Here is a 17,950-nt window from a genome sequence, read left to right as displayed (position 1 = left end):
GCCCATGTCCACCACAACACCCGGTCAGACACCGCTCGTTGACCCCGCCGAGCTGATGGCGGACCCGTACGCGGTGTACGCGCGGCTCCGCGAGGCGGGACCCGTCCACCGCATCACCGGAACGGATGGTCTCCCGGCCTGGCTGGTCACCCGCTACGACGACGTACGCCAGGCCCTCGCCGACCCTCGGCTCGCGCTCGACAAGCGCCGTGCGAAGCCCGGCGGTTACCACGGGCTCGCGCTGCCGCCTGCGCTGGACGCGAACCTGCTGAACATGGACCCGCCGGACCACACCCGCATCCGGCGCCTGGTCGTGAAGGCGTTCACCCCGCGCCGGGTCGCCCTGCTGCGCGAGCCCGTCCGCCGGACCGCGCACGCGCTGCTCGACGCCGTCGAACCGCTCGGCCGCGCCGACCTGATCGCCGCGTACGCGGCCCCGCTGCCGATCACCGTGATCTGCGATCTGCTGGGCGTGGCCGAGGGCGACCGGCCGGACTTCAGGACGTGGACCGACGCCCTGGTCGTCCCGGACCCCGCGCGGCCGGAGCGGGCGAAGGACGCCGTGCGCTCCCTGCTGGGCTGTCTGGCCGGGCTCCTCGCCGCCAAGCGGGCCGACCCCGCCGACGACCTGCTCTCCGACCTGGTCGCCGTACGCGACGAGGAGGACCGGCTGAGCGAGGACGAGCTGATGTCGCTGGCCTTCCTCATCCTGTTCGCCGGGTACGAGAACACCGTCCATCTGATCGGGAACGCCACCCTGACCCTGCTCACCCACCCCGAGCAGCTGGCCGAGGTCCGCGCCGAACCCGGGCGGCTGGGCGAGGCGGTCTGGGAACTGGCCCGCTACGACGGTCCGGTCCCGCTGGCGATCCGCCGCTTCCCCACCGAGGACATCACCATCGGCGGGGTCGGCATCCCGGCGGGGGAGACCGTCCTGCTGTCCCTGGCCGCCGCCCACCGGGACCCGCGCCGGTTCACCGACCCCGACCGGCTCGACCTCGGCCGAGACGTCGGCGGTCACCTCGCCCTGGGGCACGGCATCCACTACTGCCTGGGCGCGCCGCTCGCCCGGCTGGAGGCCGAGATCGCCCTGGCCGTGCTCCTCGAACGGTTCCCCCGGCTCGCGCTCGACGTGGCGCCGGACGCGCTGAACCGGCGGCCCTCGATGCGCTCGCGCGGGCTGCTGGCGCTACCGGTGCGGTACTGACGGAGGGGGGTGCGGGCTCTACCGGTGCGGTACCGACGGGCGCCAGGGCCGCCCGGACACCCGGTCGCCCGTCATACCGCGACCGCCCGTCACACCTCGGAAGGCACCTCGGCCCCCCGGTCCTCCGGTGCCGGATCCTCCCCGGCCCCCGCTCCCGTCTCCGCCGCCTTCTCCTCCGCCGCCAGCGCCCTGTTCCGCCGCACCGACGAGACGAACGACGCCGCGATCAGCACCACCCCGACCAGACCGGTGACGATCTCGCTGATCTGGTACTGGACGGTGACCAGCAGGATCCCGGCGAGCGCGCCGATCGCGTAGTGGGCGCCGTGCTCCAGGTAGACGTAGTCGTCGAGGGTGCCCTGGCGGACCAGATAGACCGTCAGCGACCGGACGTACATGGCGCCGATGCCGAGCCCGAGGGCCATCCAGAAGATGTGGTTGGTGACGGCGAACGCGCCGATCACACCGTCGAAGGAGAAGGACGCGTCCAGGACCTCCAGGTAGAGGAAGAGGAAGAACGCGGCCTTCCCGGCGAGGGCGACGGCCGACACCGGCCGGCCTTCGGCGCGGGCCTTCTCCTCCTCCTCGTGCTCGTGCTCCTCCTCTTTCTCCAGCCGGTCCTCGAAGTAGCCGGAGAGACCGCCGACCACGAGGTACGTGACCAGGCCGGCCACACCGGAGAGCAGGACCGTGGCGGACTTGTCGGCGTGGCCCGTGCTGACGTGCGCGTGGGTCGCGAAGGTCGTCGCCGTGACCATGAGGGCGATCAGCGCGACGCAGACCGACAGCATGTCGACCTTGCCGAGCCGGGCCAGCGGGCGTTCCAGCCAGGCCAGCCACTTGATGTCCCGGTCCTCGAAGAGGAAGTCGAGGAAGATCATCAGCAGGAACATGCCGCCGAAGGCCGCGATCGCCGGGTGGGCGTCGGTGACCAGGTCCTCGTACCGCCCCGGTTCGTCGAGGGCGAGCTGCACCGCCTCGACGGGGCCGACCCTGGCGCTGATCGCGACGATCACGACCGGGAAGACCAGCCGCATGCCGAACACCGCGACCAGGATGCCGAGGGTGAGGAAGATCCGCTGCCAGAAGGCGTTCATCTTCTTCAGGATCCCGGCGTTGACCACCGCGTTGTCGAAGGACAGCGAGATCTCCAGGACGGAGAGGATCAGGACGATCCCGAACGCCTCCCAGCCCCACTGCCAGGCCGCGAAGGCGAGCCCGAGCGCCGTGACGGCGAACGACCAGCCGAACGTCTTGAGGATCATTCCTGACCCGCCGCCTTCACCGCGAGGACCGGGCAGCCCGCGCCCAGCAGGATCCGCTGGGCCACCGAGCCCATGATCAGCTTGCCGACCGGGCTGCGCCGCCGGAGCCCGATCACCACCAGGGACACGTCCGCCTGCTCGGCGAGCTCGACGATTTCCTCGGCCGCGTCGCCGCCGCCGAGCACCTGGCGGATGTCGAACGCGATGCCGAGGGCGGCCAGGTCCTCGCGGACATGGGCCAGTTCGGGTTCCTGCGCGAACCGCGGGTCCACCGGGGCGTCCCCGCGCGAGGTGTTCACCACCAGCAGCTTCTCCCCGCGCAGCCGGGCCTCGTCGATGCCTGCCCGGAGCGCGGCCTCGCCCTCGGACGAGGGGACGTATCCCACCAGGATGGTCATGCTTGCACTCCCTCTCGGGACAGGGGACGGACGACGAACCGCCGGACGAGCGGCCAGACGAGCACCAGGGCGATCACCGCGTAGACCGTGTACGACACCGGTCCGCCCACCAGCCCCGACAGCTCGCCGCCGGACAGCTGGAGGGAGCGCCGGCCCTGGAGTTCGGCGCGCGGGCCGAGGATGACGCCGACGATCAGCGGCAGCACTGGCAGCCCGAACCGGCGCATCGCGAAGCCGAGGAGGCCCAGGATCAGCAGCAGGAACAGGTCCAGGGGCTGTGCGTTGACGGCGTACGCGCCCATCGACGCGAAGAACAGGATGCCCGCGTAGAGATAGGGGCGCGGGATCCGCAGCAGCTTCGCCCAGGCGGGCGCGAGCGGCAGGTTCAGCAGGAGCAGCAGCAGGTTGCCGATGAACAGGCTGGCGATCAGCACCCACACCAGGCTTGCCTCGCGCTCGAACAGCAGGGGGCCGGGCTGGATGCCGTACGACTGGAAGGCGGCGAGCATCACCGCGGCGGTCGCGTTGGTGGGCAGGCCGATGGCCAGCATCGGGACCAGGGTGCCGGCGGCGGAGGCGTTGTTCGCGGCCTCCGGTCCGGCGACGCCCTCGATCGCGCCCTTGCCGAACTCCTCGGGGTGCCGGCTCAGCCGCTTCTCGGTCGCGTACGACAGGAAGGTGGGGATCTCGGCGCCGCCGGCCGGCAGCGCGCCGAACGGAAAGCCGAACGCCGTGCCCCGCAGCCAGGGCTTCCAGGACCGCTTCCAGTCGCTCTTTCCCATCCAGGGCCGGCCGACCGGGACGATCTCGGCGGGCTTGCGCCGCAGATGCGCGGCCACCCACAGCGCCTCGCCGACGGCGAAGATGCCCACCGCGACGACGACCACGTCGATCCCGTCGGCCAGCTGGGGCACGCCCAGCGTCAGCCGCTGCTGGCCGGAGACCGCGTCGATGCCGACCAGGCCGATGGTCAGACCCAGCAGCAGCGATATCAGGCCCCGGATGCGGGAGGCGCCCAGCACGGAGGTGACCGCGACGAACGACAGCAGCATCAGGGCGAAGTAGTCCGGCGCGCCCAGGGCGACCGCGAAGTCGACCACGAACGGGGTGACCAGGACCAGCAGCAGGGTGCCGATGGTGCCGGCCACGAACGAGCCGATCGCGGCGGTGGCCAGGGCCTGCGCGGCCCGGCCCGACTTGGCCATCTTGTTGCCCTCGATGGCCGTCACCACCGAGGACGACTCCCCGGGGGTGTTCAGCAGGATGGAGGTGGTCGAGCCGCCGTACATGCCGCCGTAGAAGATGCCGGCGAACATGATGAACGCCTGGACCGGCTCCATGCCGTAGGTGACCGGCAGCAGCAGGGCCACGGTCATCGCCGGGCCGATGCCCGGCAGGACGCCGACGGCGGTGCCGACGACGACGCCGATCAGCGCCAGCAGCAGGTTCATGGGGGCGACGACGTCCGCGAAGCCCTGCATGAGGTTGTTCAGGTTGTCCATCACAGGATTCCTTGCAGGACACCGGCCGGGAGGTTCACACCGAGCCCGATCGCGAAGGCGTAGAACGTGGTGAGGGCCAGCGTCACCGCGATCAGCAGGTTGCGGACGTAGTGCCGGTTGCCGAGCGCGAAGGCCGTTCCCCAGAAGAGCAGGGTTCCGCTGATCACCCAGCCGAGCGGCTCGATCAGCACCGCGTTCACCACGAACGCTCCGGTCAGCAGCAGGACCGTGCGCCAGTCGGCGCCCTGGGAGAGGTCGACGTCCTCGCCGGCCTCCGGCTCGCCGCGGCCGCCGCGGGCCACGTCGACGGCGTACAGGGCGGCGACCACCACCAGCAGGACGCCGAGCACCAGCGGTACCGCGCGCGGTCCGACCGGGTCGGTGCCGCTGGTGATGTGCGGGATGCCGAGGCCGTCCACGATCACCGCCGTGCCCAGGAGGGCGAGGAACGCGCACACGCCGTACTGCGCGCGGTCCCGGCCCTCGGGCGGACGGGTCTCCTCGGTGGTCGCCTCGTCCGTCTGGGTGCTCATGCCAGCCCGAGCTCGGTCAGCAGGCTGGCGACGGACTTGTCCTGGTTCTTCAGGTAGGTGCCGAACTCGTCACCGGTGACGAACGCGTCGGTCCAGCCGCGCTTGGTCAGCTCGGCCTTCCACTGCGCGGAGTCGTGCATCTTCGTGACGCTGTCGATCCAGGTCTTCTTCTGCGCGTCGGTGATCCCGGGCGGGGCCACGATCCCGCGCCAGTTGGTGAAGACCAGGTCGATGCCGGAGTCCTTGAGGGTGGGGGCGTCCGCGACCGCCTCGATCGGCTTCTCGCTGGTCACCGCGAGGACCCGGACCTGGCCGGCCTCGATCTGGTCCAGGAACTCGCCGAACCCGCTGGCGCCGAAGGCGATCTTGTCGCCGAGGATGGCGGGCAGCAGCTCGCCGCCGCCGTCGTAGGAGACGTAGTTGACGTCCTTCGGCTCGATGCCGACGGCCTGCGCGAGCTGCATCGGCAGCAGGTGGTCGGGGCCGCCCGGCGAGGAGCCGCCGCCCACGGCCACATTCTTCGGGTCGTTCTTCCAGGCGGTGACCAGGTCATCGATCGTCTTGTACGGGGAGTCCTTGGAGACGACGATCGCGCCGGCCTCCTCGATCAGCTTGGCGATCGGGGTGGTGTGGGTCAGCTTGGCCGACGACTTCGAGGTGTAGGCGGCGCCGACGACACCGAGGCCCATCTGCATGGCCAGCTTGCCGTTGCCGTCCTCGTTCACCAGCCGCTGGAGGCCGACCGTGCCGCCGGCCCCGGGGAGGTTGTAGACCTGCACCCCGGACGCCACCTTCGAGTCCTGCATCACCTGGGCGACGGTGCGGGCGGTGACGTCGTAGCCGCTGCCCGGGGTGTTGGGCACCATCAGGCGCAGTCCGCTGACGGGCTTGTCGCTCGCGCCCCCGCTTCCGGAGTCCTCCTTGTCCGCGGTGGCACCGCAGGCACTGACGGAGAGCAACGACACAGTGGCAAGAGCGGAGAGAAACGCGGCTCTGCGAGATCTCATGGCTCATCTCTTTCGCTTGGGCGAGTCCGGCGCCATGATTGTGCGATCCCTCGGACACCCCGTCTGCCTTGTGTGACCATTGAAGGTTGAGTTCATTGTGGTCGTGACGTCCCGCCGCCCCACGCTCGCCGGTGAGCTGCTGGCCTTCCAGCTCGCCATCGTGCTGGTCGTGCTGGTCGCGGTCGCCGCGGTCTCGCTGGCGCAGTCGAAGGCGACGTTCGACCGGGTCGAGGGACGCCGGGTCACCGCCCTGGCCGAGGAACTGGCCGGAAACCCCCTCCTGCGCAGCCAGCTCGTCCGGCCCGCGCCCGCCGAGACCCTGGCGCCGCTGCTCCAGACCCGGCGGACCCAGTCGAACGTCTCCTCCGTCACGGTCGCCGACGCGTACGGCGAGATCGTCGCCGCCACCGACCCCACCCTGGTCGGCACCCGGCTGCCGGTCGCCGGGCCCGAGGTGGCACAGGCGCGCGGCTGGTCCGGGGAGCTGCCGGTGGACGGGGTACGCGAGCTGGTGGCCCAGGTCCCGGTGCTCGGCGACGACCCCGACCACATCGGCGTCCATCTCGGCACGGTCATGATCGGCCGGGTCTCCCCGACGGTCTGGCAGCGCCTCGGCGGCGCCTCGTCCTATCTGCTCGCCTACCTCGGCATCGCGAGCGTCCTCGGGGTGGCCGGCTCCTGGCTGCTGGCCCGGCGGATCAAGCGCCAGACCCTCGGCCTGGAACCGCGGGAGATCGCCGGCCTCGCCGAACACCGCGAGGCCATGCTCTTCGGCCTCGCCGAGGGCGTGGTCGCGCTCGACCCGCAGCTCCGGCTCACCCTGGTCAACGAGGTCGGCCGCGCCCTGCTCGACCTCCCCGAGGACTGCGTCGGCCGCAGCCTTTCCGACCTCGGCATCGAGGGCAGGCTGTACGACGTCCTGGCCGGCACCGGCGGCGAGCGGCGCGACGAGGTCGTGCTGCGCCGGGGCCGGGTGCTGGTGATGAACCGGATGGACGTCACCAAGGACGGCCGCCGTCTCGGCTCGGTCACCACCCTCCGGGACCGCACCGAACTGGCCCAGCTGGAACGCGAGCTGGGCTCGTTCCGGAGCAGCACCGAGCTGCTGCGAGCCCAGGCCCACGAGTTCTCCAACCAGCTGCACACCATCTCCGGGCTGATCCAGATCGGCGAGCACGACGAGGTCGTCCGGTACGTCCGCGCCCTGCGCCGGCACCGCGAGTCGCTCGACCTGACCCTCACCAGCCGGGTCCGGGACCGGGCCGTCGCCGCGCTGCTCATGGCGAAGTCCGCGCTCGCGGCCGAGCGCAAGGTCCGGCTGCGGATCTCCGAGCGCACGGCCCTGGACAAGCTGGAGCCCACCGACTCCGCGGACGTGGCGACGGTGCTCGGCAACCTCGTCGACAACGCCCTCGACGCGGCGGCGGCGGCCGGCGAGCACGACGACGAGGCCTGGGTGGAGGTCGAACTGCGCCAGGACGCCTCCAGCGTGGAGATCGTCGTCCGGGACTCGGGTCCGGGCGTGGCCCCCGAGCTGGCGCAGGAGGTGTTTCTGCACGGCTTCACCACCAAGGCCGCGCGGGGCGGCGACCGGGGGATCGGTCTGGCCCTCACCCGGCTGGTGTGCACCCGCCGAGGGGGCGAGGTGTCGGTGTCCAACACACAGGAAGGCGCCATGTTCATCGCCTGGATGTCCGTGGGCCGGCTGACCGGCCGGGAGCCGGAGGAGGTCCGATGATCGACGTGCTCGTGGTGGAGGACGACTTCATGGTGGCGCGGATCCACCGCGGATTCGTCGACAGCGTCGACGGCTTCCGGGTGGTCGGCACGGCGGACTGCGGCGAGCAGGCGCTCACCGCCGCCGCCGAACTCCAGCCCGACCTGGTCCTGCTCGACCTGTATCTGCCCGACATGTTCGGTTTGGACGTCGTGCCCCGGCTGCGGACCGCCGGCCACGACTGCGACGTGATGGTGATCAGCGCCGCCCGGGAGGCGGAGGCGGTCCGCGCCGCCGTCCGGCAGGGGGTCGTCGACTATCTGCTGAAGCCCTTCGACGCCGAGGACCTCAGGGAACGGCTGGAGCGCTACAGCTCCCGGCGCGGCGACCTGGCCGTCGGGACGGTCCGCGGACAGGCCGACGTCGACAGGGCGCTCGGCCGGGTCGCGGCCCCGGCGCAGGCTCCCACGCTCCCGAAGGGCATGAGCGTCGAGACCTCGGGACTGGTCGAACGCGCCCTGCGCGCGGCCGACGGCACCCTGTCCGCGGCCGAGTGCGCGAACCTCGTCGGCATCTCCCGGGTGAGCGCCCGCCGTTACCTGGAGCATCTCGTCGTCACCGGCCGGGCGGCGGTGACCCTGCGCTACGGGCAGGCGGGGCGGCCGGAGCGGCGCTACCACTGGCAGGTGCCGTAAGCCGGGCGATGGAGTGGATTCGGACGCCGCTGAGCGGTCCTTGGGGTACGGCGGGCGGACGGCACCGCAGACTGTCGGCGTTCCCATGTGACGGCCTGGAGGGCTGACGGCATGCACTACCTGATCTTGGGGCTCGTGAGCCTGTACGCGGGGCTCCGGGTGCTCGCGCTGCGGCGCCGGCGGCTCACGACGGCGGCCGGGCCGTCCCCCCAGCTGATCCTGCGGCCGGCGGTGCTCGCCGTGATCGCCGTCGTCGCCGTCGTGGGGGGTGCCTTCCTGCTGGCCGGCGGGCTGGTTCTGGTGGTGCGGGGCGACTGAGCGGCGCGCCCCGGCGCGCGCAATTCCCCGAGGCACAGTCACTGACGTGGGCATGCCTCGGAGTCGACGTGGGTAAGGGACCGTCGGGAGGGGCGTCCTCCCGAGTCGAGGCATCCCGACGACGAGTCCCGATGCACCCAGGAGGGCGTCATGAACCGACAGAAGACCCGCGTTCGCGTCATCCGCCGGCCCGCCGCTCCCCGTGACATGCCGATCGACCGCAGGACCCCCTCGGGACGACTGCTGCCCTACTGACCCGGCGCCGGTCGGTACAGCCCGGCACTGACCGGCACACCGGCCGCGCGCGCCGTAGCGTGAAGGCATGCGTGTGCTGGTCGTCGAGGACGAGGAGCGGTTCGCGGCGGGCTCAGGGGCGGGCTCGAGGCCGAGGGGTTCGCCGTCGACGTGGCCCTCGACGGGGTCGACGGAACTGTGGCCGGCCTGGGAGAACAGCTACGACGCCGTCCTCCTCGACCTCATGCTGCCGCGCCTCAACGGCTACCGGGTCTGCCGCAGCCCGCGCGCCGACGGCGACTGGACGCCGGTCCTCATGCTCACCGCCAAGGACGGCGAGTGGGACGAGATCGAGGGCCTCGACACCGGCGCCGACGACTGTCTGACCAAGCCGGTCTCCTACGCCGAGGCGGCCGACCGTGCGGACTTGACGGAGGCGGGGCGGTCGGCGCCGCGGCTCGCCGACGGCATCGGGAAGGTGACGCGGTGACGGAGAGCCGCCCTGTCGCGGGGCCGGCGGGGTTCAGCGGCCCCGGGCCTCCAGTACGGCCTCCAGCTGCCGCAGCGGCTGCGCGCCCACGAACCGCAGGACGACGGTGTCCGCGCCGGCCGCCGCCAGGTCGCCGATGTGTCCGGCGGACTGCGAGGCGGTGCCCGAGACGGTGAAGACCTCCTCCCGCGGACGGCCGAGCCAGGCGCCGTGGCCCTCGGTGTGCGGGTGGAGGGTGCGGGCCATCTCGTCGGGGTCGTCGCCGACACAGGCGAACGAGAACACCGTCAGGGTGTGGTCGGGACCCGCACCGCCCTTGGCGGTCGCCTCCCGGGTCCGCTCCAGGTCGCGCGGCCCGTGACCCTCGGCGATCAGGGTGCCGTCGGCGACCCGGCCGGACAGTTCCAGCGAACGGGGACGCACCACACCCGCGATCACCGGCGGTACCTCGGCCGGTGGGTGCACCAACTCCACGCCGTCCAGCCGCACTTCACGTCCCTTCAGCTCGACCCGCTGCCCGCGCAGCAGCGCGCGCACGGAGGTGATCGTCTCCTCCAGCAGGGCCAGCGGGGAGCGGGCCGCGACGCCCACCTGGGCCATCCACTCCTGCACCCCGTGCCCGACACCGGCCACCAGCCGCCCCGGGAACACCCGTGCCAGCGTGGCCAGTTCCATGGCCAGCAGCGCCGGGCTGCGCAGCGGCGCGGGGGCGATGCCGATGCCGACCCGCACGCGCTCGGTCGCGCCCAGCGCCACGGCCGCCGCCGACACCCCGCCGTTCCAGCCGAGATCCTCCACCACCCACAGGTCGTCCACCCCGAGCGCCTCGGCCGCCCGCGCGAACCCGGGCAGCCCCGCGGGGTTCCGGTCGCGGTCGTACATCACACCGATCCGTACGTTCGTCATGTCTCGGGAACCTGTGCCTTCCGTCGGGTGAGCGGTCACCGGGGTGTTCCGGACGGCGTGAGGGCCCGGCCCGCTGCCGGGCGGGCCCTCACGCGCGGCGGTCAGTCCCGCACCGGCCTGCCCCGTCCCCAGGCCCAGGCGAGGCGGTCGGCGCCGGACTGGTTGGTGGTGGTCAGCCAGGGGCGGTTCGGGTCGCCGACGAGCTTCTGGAGGGAGTACGTGTCGTCGGTGCGCAGCCCCGGCCAGTAGACGGAGCCCATCTTCAGTTCGCGGAAGGTGTCGGTGACGGCCTGGATGAAGTTGACGTAATTGTCGTCCGGCGTCTTCGCGTTGTAGTCCAAGCCGGTCGTCATCGGCGCGCCGAACTCGTCCGCGACGGTCCGGCCGGCGCAGTCGCCGATGCGGACCTTCAGGTCGGCGACCCACTCGTCGTAGGTGGCGTACGACTTCCAGAAGCCGTAGTGGTGCAGGGAGAGGTAGGTGCCCTTCAGGCGGGGGTCGGCGCAGACGGAGGTCACGTGGTCGTTGTAGCCGGCGCCGCTGACGAAGACCCGGTCGCGCGGGACCTTCGGGTACGTCGACAGCCAGGTCGCGGCGATGTCGGCCCACTCGGTGTCGGTGTAGCCGTGCGGCTCGTTCATCGGCTCGAAGTAGACGTGCCGGTCGTTCTTGTACGCCTTCACGACGGTGTCCCACATCGGCCAGTAGGCGGCCTGGTCGTCGATGAAGCCGTCCTTCCGGGCGCCCGTGCCCTCCCAGTAGGACACGATGACCTTGAAGCCCTGGTCGGACGCCGCGTCGATGACCCCGCGGTACGACTTCCAGTACGCGCCGTCGGCCGTGTACGGGTTGATCGGCAGCCGGACCGTGTTGGCGCCGAGGTTCGCGCGGAACGCCGCGATGATCCGGGCGGCCTTGGTGTAGGTCTGCCGGTAGGTGTCGGTGGTCGACAGGCCGGAGAGCCGGAGGAGGTCGTCGGCGAAGTTGTCCCGCGGATCGGCCCAGTTGACGCCCTTGAACGAGGTCGGGTCGAGGACCGGGGCGGGCTTGACGTCGGCGACCGGGGAGGCGGCCGGGGAGACGGCCGGGGAGACGGCCGCCGGGGAGGCGGCGGCGGGCCCGGCGGCGAGGGTGCCGGCGCTGATCGCGGTGATCGCGACCGCGGCGAGCGTGGCGCGCAGGCGGGGGGAGAGGGAGGCGGCTCTGGCGGGGGTCTTGCGCATCGACGTGCCCTTTCGGAGACGATGTTTGCGTAAACATCCCGCCCCGCGGTGGCTGATGTTTACGTAAACATGGCGGCGCCGGAATCGTGGCACCCGGCTGAGTGATCGTCAAGGTTTCGGGCGCGTGACGTTCTTGGGGCGGCTGCGGGACGAGGGGCGTCCAGGTGTCGCCGCCGCCCGAGGACGGCGGGGCTCAGGTGGCCAGCGGGTCCAGGGTCAGGGGCGCGATCCGGCCCTCCAGCATGGCGCCCAGGCCCTGCGCGGCGCAGATGTCGGGCCGCTCGGCGATGTGCACCGGCATACCCGTGGCCTGGCGCAGCATGTGGTCGAAGCCGGGCAGCAGCGCGGAGCCGCCGACCATCATGATCCCCCGGTCGGCGAGATCGGCGACCAGGTCCGGCGGGCACTCCCGCAGCACCCGTCCGATGCCGTCGAGCACGGCCGTCAGCGGGGTCTCGATGGCGTCCCGTACGGCCGCGGTGTCGACCCGCACGGAACGGGCCAGGCCGGTGGCGACGTCCCGCCCGTGGATCTCCGTGACCTGCGGTCCGTGCGGGGTGAGACCGTTGCCGGAGAGGGCGAGCTGGAGCGGCCGTACGGACTGGCTGGGCAGCATCAGCTCGTGCTCGTGCCGCAGATGCTGGACGATCGCGTGGTCCACGGCCTCGCCGCCGACCGGCACCCGCTCGGCGGTCACGATCGAGCCCAGGGAGAGCACCGCGACCTGGGTCGCGGCCGCCCCGCACACCATGATCATGGTGGCTTCCGGCCGCTCCACGGGCAGCCCGCAGCCGACGGCGGCGGCGATCAGCGTGTCGACGAGCTCCACGCGCCGGGCGCCGAGGCCGACCAGCGTCTCGATCGCCGCGCGCTGGGCGAGCGGGTCGGCGTCGTGCGGGGTGCAGGCGGCGGCGCGCAGGAACGGCTTGCGGCGCAGCTGGCGGCGGATCTTGTCGCCGAGCAGATGGCGCAGCATGCGCTGGGCCATGTCGATGTCGACGACCGTGCCACCGGAGACCGGGCGCATCACGCGGATGTAGTCGGGGGTGCGGCCCGTCATCTTCTCGGCGAGCTCACCGACCGCGATCAGCCCGCCGGTCCGGGTGTTCACGGCGGCGGCGGAGGGCTGGTCGACGACGAGCCCGGCCCCCTTCACGTACACCCGGGTCCGAGCCGCACCGAGGTCGACGGCGAAGTGGCAGCGGCGCAGCTGCTCCAGACTGGCGGTCATGGCGGGTCCTCCCGAGAGCGCAGACCGTGGGGGCCGCCGGGCGGGCGGGCCTCGTGGGCGTGGGGCCGCCTGGCGGTCGGCCTCCTTCGCATCCTGCGGGGCCGGGAGGAGCGCCGCCTTCTCAGGTGGGCCGGGCGGGGAGCGGCCGAACGGGGGTTCTTCTCCCGTATGTCAGAGATGTGGTCACGGGAAGGGCAGGTGGAGGTGCTAGAGGGGCCGTGCCGGACGGCCGTGCTGGACGGCCGTGCCGGGGGGTGTCAGAGCGACTGGGCCGCCTCCAGGACGGGGGTGAGGGAGGACACCGTGAGCGTGCAGCCCGCCTCGCGCAGCCGCTGTCCGACCGTGGGGTTGCGGGCCAGGCCGACGAACCGCAGGCCGGCCTGCTGAGCGGCCGTCAGCTCGGCGAGGGTGGAGCCGATCAGGACGCCGGTGCGGGCGGGGACGCGGGCGGGGGTGCCCTGCGGGCCCAGGGCGCGCAGCAGACAGTCCGGGTGCGGCATGAGCCGGCCGAGATCGGCGGCGCGGCCGTGCACCCCGGCCAGGAGCGGCAGCCGGTAGGCCTCCAGATACCGGTGGACGGCCTGTTCGCACACGTCGGTGACGACGCCGACCCGGCGCCCGGAGCCGTGCAGGGCGCGGACCAGGGCGGCGGAGCGGTGCGTGGCCGGTGCGTCCGGTACGGCGCGCAGCTCCAGGTCGTCCAGCCGGTCCCGCAGCAGCGGGCCGAGCCGGTCGTGGGCGAAGGCGCGCAGGACGTCCAGCGGGTGCACGAACAGCTCCCGCGTCGCGCTCCGGTCGCCCGCGGCGCGGCCGGCCAGGGCGTCCTCGGGGTCGCGGTGCTCGACGACGAGCGTCAGCAGGTCCCGGGCGGCCTCGCGGGCGGCCGCCGCCGGGAACAGGCGGGTCAACGGGCCGTCGAAGCCGAGCAGGACGGTCTCGGCTTCGGCCAGCAGCTCCGACAGCGGGCGGGCGGCGGGGCCCGGCCGGGGGACCTCGGGCGGCGGGGCGTACTCCGGCGCGAGGGTGGCCGTGCACGCCACCTCCAGGCCCGCGACCGGCCAGCGGCCCAGCTGGGAGTTGACGGCCCGTTGCGCGCCGGCCGGGCGGCGCGGGGAGTGGTGCCGGGTGATCCGCGAACCGGCCTCGACCAGATGGGCCAGCAGAAGCGCCGGCACCCCGGTGGCCTCCGCCCGCACGAACGCCACCGGGTCGGTGACCCGCCAGGTCAGTTCCACGGCGGCGGTGAAGGCGCCCTTGCCGGAACTGGGGAGGGAGACCTGGTGGACCGTGCGGTGCGGGGTGAGGTCGACCTCGTAGTAGGTCGCCGGGCGGCGCGGGCCACCGCCGTACGGCTGGGCCGGGTCGAGGAGGGCGAGCGGGAGGTCCGGCCGTGTGTGCACGATCGCGGTCCGGCCGGGCGCGGGGACGCCGAGCTCACGCAGGTCCCGGGTGAGGAGCGGCCCCCGGACCAGGTCACGGCCCGCGTCCGTCTCCGCCGCCGGCGCGGGGGGCGCGGGCAGCGGGCAGTACCAGGCGACGGGCGGGGCGTCCGGGGTGTCGCCGTACAGCGGGTGGAAGCGGTGCGGTCCGGCGGCGGCGGAACTGTCGGCGAAGGCCTCGAAGAGCGCCGGGGTGACGGTGAGCAGGACCGGCGCGGGCACCTCCGGGGGTGCGGCGGAGGTGGGGGAACCGTCCCTGAACGTCACCCGCAGCCGAGGGGGATCGGCGAGGCCGGCCAGGGGGCCGGGCAGCCAGCGGAGGGCTGCCGCCAGGACGGGGAGGAGATACGCGTCGGGGGCGAACTCGACGACGTACCCGTCCTTGCGGACCCGGGTCTCGTACTGCTGCGGCGTCAGATCACCCCGGGCGAGGACCTCGTGGACGACGTACTCGAGCGTGATCCGGGACTCGGGGTGGGCGGTGAGGTCGGTGGGGGTTTCGAAGAGGAGGGCGGGGCGGGGGACGGGCGGGGCCTTGCGGCGGGCGTCCAGGACGCGATCGCGCAGCCGGCGCACCTCGTCGTTGTCCGGGTGCTCCTGGAGGAGGTCGCCGAGGGCGACCGACGCGCGCTCGAACTCCCCCAGCTCCAGGTCGAGTTCGACCCCCGTCACGCAGAGAGCGAGGTGCTGGGCGCGAAGACCGGCGCGGGTCTCCTCGGCGGCCGGACCCGGAACACCTTCCAGAGGTGTCCCACGCCACAGCGCCAGCGCGGACCGGACCGCGGTGCGGCCGCGTTCCCTGTCGCCCTCGGCACGAGCCGCCTCCGCCTCGGCGGCGAGCAGGCGGAAGCGGACGACGTCCACGTCGTCGGGGTCGGAGGCCGCAGGCAGGCGCAGCGCGTACCCGCCCTCGGCGGACTCCACGAGAAGCGGCCCGATGCCGTGCCGGATCCCGGCCGCGCAGGTGCGCAGGGTCTCCACGCCGTCGGTGGGGGCCGAGCGGCCCCACAGCCCGGCGAGCAGTTCGTCCCGGGTGACGAGACCCTTTCGCCGGAGCACCAGGACGCAGAGCATGGCCTGCGCGTAGGGGGAGTCGAGGGTCACGGCGTGACCGTCCCGGGTGACCAGGACCGGGCCGAGGAGGGAGAAGCCGACGGCACCGCGCTCCGGGGACCCGCCCAGTCGCCGTACCGTCTCCTCGCTCACCGTCGCGAAGGCCGGTCCGCCCGGTTCGCCCTCGCCGCCGCCGGTCTCCGCGCGGAACTCGCCCGCCGTCAGGCCCGCGCGGGCGTCGATCAGGTGGCCCACCCGGTCCAGGAGTTCGCGGGTGCGGCCGCGGGCCGTGCGGGGCAGGGTGCGCAGGAGGAGGTCGCGTACGCCGGGACGGAAGTCGTAGGAGCCGGGTGGGCCGGGGACCGCCGTGAGCATGCCGCTGAGGATGACCTCGGCGAGGTGCTGCGGGCGCGGATCGCGTTCCACGGCACGCTGCACGAGCCGCATCACCGGCACCGACGGCATGGCGAGGGCCAGGTGCCCGGCGAGCCGGAACGCCCCCGGGGAGGCCGTGGCCCGGAAGCGCAGCACCAGGTCCTGGGCCGGGAGCGCGGACGGGGCGTCGGGCGGCGCCGGCGCGGGCGCGGCCGGCAGCCAGGCCGCCGCGCCCGGAGCGTGGCCGCCGCCCGGCATCGCCACCAGCGCCGCCCAGTTGGCCAGCCACGGCGCCCCCGGCTCCAGGACGGGGAGCGGGACGGCACCGGGCGGCGCCGGCGCGGCCTCCGTGTCGTACGGGGTGAACGTCAGGGCGGAGAGCGGGGCCGCCGCCCCGGGGGACAGCAGTACGCCCGGCTCCGCCGGCAGCGCGGTCGTCGCCCACAGGTGTTCCGGCAGCGGCTGGACGACCGCCAGCGGCATCCGGGCCGCCCAGTGCCGCAGGGTGCGGTACCAGCGGGCGCCCGCCGGGCCGGCGCGCCACTGCGGTCCCGTGCAGTCGCTGACGACCAGCGTGACGGTCCGGCCGTCCGCCGGGTCGGGGACGTGCCGCGCCCGGCCGTCGGGCGTCGCCGTGTGCAGGGTGACCGTGCGGAAGACGCCCGACTGGGCCAGCACGGTGTGCAGTTCGCGGACCAGGGGCCGCCAGACCGGCATGGTCGGGCCGGTGTCGTGGACCAGGTTGAGCCGCAGCCAGCGGTCGCGGGCGGGGCGGAACACGGGCATCCAGACGTCCGGGTGCGCGCCGAGCCGTGCGATGCGGTCGGCGGTCGCCCGCTCGTCCAGGAGCCGGGCGCGCGGTGCCGGGACCGTGCGCTTCAGCGGGCGCAGGGCCCGCTGGAGGGCGAGCGGGCGGGGGAGCATCGGAGGCGCGGGCGCGAGGAGGGGGGAACGGGAATCGGCACCCCGGTCCCCGTCGCCCGTCGCTCCGGGTTCCGGGTGCGTCGGCGGCGGGGCGGCGGGCGTGGGGAGGTGGAGGGGGACGCGGTCCCCGGGGGCGGTGACCGGGTCCGGCTCCGCCTCGTGACCGGCCGGGGGTGCCGCCCCGGCCGGGGGCGCCGGCACCGTCGTGTCCGCACGCCCGTCCGGGGTCGTCTCGTCCCGCTCGCCCGACCGGCCCGCCAGCCACAGCAGTTCCGCCAGCTCGCGCGCCGTCGGCGCGGTGTCCGTCGCGGCGGTCAGGAGTGCCGTCAGCCGTTCCAGGGCGGAGGTGTCACCGGCCCGCGTCCCCTCGGTGGTCATCAGAAGCCGTCGCCGTCCGCCGTCGCGCTCAGGTACGGCATCAGCTGTTCGGCGAGCGCGTCGCGGGAGTCCGCGTCGAGGCCGGCGACCCCGGTGAGGTAGAGGGCGTTGAGCAGTTGGTCGGTGGCGAGTTCGCCGCCGGCGGCGCGGTCGAGGAAGCGGGTGATGAGGTGTTCCGCCTCGCCGGGCGGGGTGTCGAGGTGGGCGTGGACGATGTCGGTGAGCTGCTCGCGGTCGGGGCGGCGCAGCTTCAGACGGACGCAACGGCGCAGGAAGGCGGGCGGGAACTCGCGCTCGCCGTTGCTGGTGAGGACGACGAACGGGAAGGCGCGGCAGCGGACCCGGCCCCGGGTGACGGTGACCGGGGTGTCGGTGCCGTCGGCGAGGACCTCGGCGGTGGTGCCGTCGGCCGAGTGGCGGGCGGCGCGCATCAGTTCGGGGATCTCGTACTGGCCCTCCTCCAGCACGTTCAGCAGGTCGTTGGGCAGGTCGAGGTCGCTCTTGTCGATCTCGTCGACGAGGAGGGCGCGGGGGCGCTCGTAGGGCAGCAGGGCGGTGCCGAGCGGGCCGAGGCGCAGATGGTCCTCGACCTCGCCGCCCAGCGGGCCGCCGTCCGCGCCGGACCGGGCCGCCTGCCGGGCGGCGTAGAGGCGGGACAGCGGGTCGTACTGGTAGAGCCCGTCGGCCAGGGTGGAGCGGCTGGTGATGTTCCAGCGCAGGACCGGGCCCAGGCCCAGCTCGCGGGCGACCGCGTACGCCAGGGAGGACTTGCCGGTGCCGGGCGGGCCGGTGACCAGCAGCGGGCGGCGCAGCACGAGCGCGGCGTTGACCAGCTGGACGCTCTCCGGGGTGGCGACGTACGTCCGGGCGCGGTGCACGCGGTCGGGGGAGACGGCGGCCTCGTCGTCGGCGTCCCGGGGCGGCGGCAGGACGGGCTCGCCGTCGAACGCCCGCCAGGGCGGGGGCGGGGGCAGCCGGTCGATGCCGTCGTGCGGCTCGCTGTCGCTGTTGCCGGTGTAGACGGACCAGTCGGGCATGGTTCTCCGGGGATCGGG

The 17,950-nt window shown here is 73.6% G+C and carries 15 protein-coding genes; 5 read left to right on the top strand and 10 right to left on the bottom strand.

From position 1 onward, the window contains the following. The first annotated feature begins 4 nt into the window (after window positions 1-4). Complete coding sequence (locus tag ACZ6D7_RS00290) at window positions 5-1,207, top strand: cytochrome P450 family protein (protein ID WP_469481577.1); 1,203 nt, start codon at window positions 5-7, stop codon at window positions 1,205-1,207. An 89-nt stretch (window positions 1,208-1,296) separates the two neighbouring features. Here ACZ6D7_RS00290 and ACZ6D7_RS00285 read toward each other — a convergent pair whose 3' ends face one another. The 5 genes from ACZ6D7_RS00285 to ACZ6D7_RS00265 are packed head-to-tail and all read right to left on the bottom strand — an operon-like array spanning window position 1,297 to window position 5,912. Then, window positions 1,297-2,472 carry a DUF475 domain-containing protein gene (locus ACZ6D7_RS00285; protein ID WP_469481574.1) on the bottom strand — a complete coding sequence of 392 codons (1,176 nt, stop codon included), beginning with the start codon at window positions 2,470-2,472 and terminating at the stop codon, window positions 1,297-1,299. Next, window positions 2,469-2,870 carry a universal stress protein gene (locus ACZ6D7_RS00280; RefSeq protein ID WP_469481571.1) on the bottom strand — a complete coding sequence of 134 codons (402 nt, stop codon included), beginning with the start codon at window positions 2,868-2,870 and terminating at the stop codon, window positions 2,469-2,471. The genes ACZ6D7_RS00285 and ACZ6D7_RS00280 overlap by 4 nt, the downstream gene beginning before the upstream one ends. After that, window positions 2,867-4,372 (bottom strand): tripartite tricarboxylate transporter permease, encoded by a 1,506-nt coding sequence (locus ACZ6D7_RS00275; protein ID WP_469481568.1) that lies wholly within the window; start codon window positions 4,370-4,372, stop codon window positions 2,867-2,869. The genes ACZ6D7_RS00280 and ACZ6D7_RS00275 overlap by 4 nt, the downstream gene beginning before the upstream one ends. Next, a complete protein-coding gene (locus tag ACZ6D7_RS00270; RefSeq protein WP_469481566.1) occupies window positions 4,372-4,905 on the bottom strand; it encodes a tripartite tricarboxylate transporter TctB family protein in 534 nt (177 codons plus the stop codon). The genes ACZ6D7_RS00275 and ACZ6D7_RS00270 overlap by 1 nt, the downstream gene beginning before the upstream one ends. Further along, window positions 4,902-5,912: a Bug family tripartite tricarboxylate transporter substrate binding protein gene (locus ACZ6D7_RS00265; RefSeq protein ID WP_469481562.1), complete on the bottom strand. Its 1,011-nt coding sequence runs from the start codon at window positions 5,910-5,912 to the stop codon at window positions 4,902-4,904. The genes ACZ6D7_RS00270 and ACZ6D7_RS00265 overlap by 4 nt, the downstream gene beginning before the upstream one ends. Before the next feature lie 97 nt (window positions 5,913-6,009). On the opposite strand from ACZ6D7_RS00265, the gene ACZ6D7_RS00260 reads away from it, so the two are divergent. The 4 genes from ACZ6D7_RS00260 (at window position 6,010) to ACZ6D7_RS00245 (ending at window position 9,366) form a co-directional block, all read left to right on the top strand. Continuing rightward, entirely contained in the window at window positions 6,010-7,650 is a 1,641-nt protein-coding gene (locus tag ACZ6D7_RS00260) for a sensor histidine kinase (protein ID WP_469481560.1), read from the top strand. Then, entirely contained in the window at window positions 7,647-8,324 is a 678-nt protein-coding gene (locus ACZ6D7_RS00255; protein ID WP_469481558.1) for a response regulator, read from the top strand. Before ACZ6D7_RS00260 ends, ACZ6D7_RS00255 begins: the two co-directional genes overlap by 4 nt. 111 nt (window positions 8,325-8,435) lie before the next feature. Beyond that, window positions 8,436-8,642 carry a hypothetical protein gene (locus tag ACZ6D7_RS00250; protein ID WP_469481556.1) on the top strand — a complete coding sequence of 69 codons (207 nt, stop codon included), beginning with the start codon at window positions 8,436-8,438 and terminating at the stop codon, window positions 8,640-8,642. A gap of 322 nt (window positions 8,643-8,964) precedes the next feature. Further along, window positions 8,965-9,366: a response regulator gene (locus ACZ6D7_RS00245; RefSeq protein ID WP_469481553.1), complete on the top strand. Its 402-nt coding sequence runs from the start codon at window positions 8,965-8,967 to the stop codon at window positions 9,364-9,366. A gap of 33 nt (window positions 9,367-9,399) precedes the next feature. Here the strand turns inward: ACZ6D7_RS00245 and ACZ6D7_RS00240 are convergent, their stop codons facing one another. From ACZ6D7_RS00240 to ACZ6D7_RS00220, 5 genes are all read right to left on the bottom strand, one after another. Further along, window positions 9,400-10,272 (bottom strand): LLM class flavin-dependent oxidoreductase, encoded by an 873-nt coding sequence (locus tag ACZ6D7_RS00240; protein WP_469481551.1) that lies wholly within the window; start codon window positions 10,270-10,272, stop codon window positions 9,400-9,402. 101 nt (window positions 10,273-10,373) lie between these two features. Continuing rightward, window positions 10,374-11,495: a glycoside hydrolase family 5 protein gene (locus ACZ6D7_RS00235; protein WP_469481549.1), complete on the bottom strand. Its 1,122-nt coding sequence runs from the start codon at window positions 11,493-11,495 to the stop codon at window positions 10,374-10,376. Window positions 11,496-11,688: 193 nt separating this feature from the next. Next, window positions 11,689-12,726, bottom strand: coding sequence for a rod shape-determining protein (locus tag ACZ6D7_RS00230; protein ID WP_469481547.1), 1,038 nt, complete (start codon window positions 12,724-12,726; stop codon window positions 11,689-11,691). Between the two features lie 257 nt (window positions 12,727-12,983). Next, the gene (locus tag ACZ6D7_RS00225) at window positions 12,984-16,895 is read right to left on the bottom strand and encodes an SAV_2336 N-terminal domain-related protein (protein WP_469481545.1); all 3,912 of its coding nucleotides are present in this window, start codon (window positions 16,893-16,895) and stop codon (window positions 12,984-12,986) included. Further along, the gene (locus ACZ6D7_RS00220; protein WP_469481543.1) at window positions 16,895-17,932 is read right to left on the bottom strand and encodes an AAA family ATPase; all 1,038 of its coding nucleotides are present in this window, start codon (window positions 17,930-17,932) and stop codon (window positions 16,895-16,897) included. The genes ACZ6D7_RS00225 and ACZ6D7_RS00220 overlap by 1 nt, the downstream gene beginning before the upstream one ends. Window positions 17,933-17,950: the final 18 nt, after the last annotated feature.

The organism is Streptomyces sp. NPDC041784 (assembly GCF_055591025.1).
Note: the sequence above shows the minus strand (reverse complement) of the source record. Positions and strands in the feature narration are given on the sequence as shown.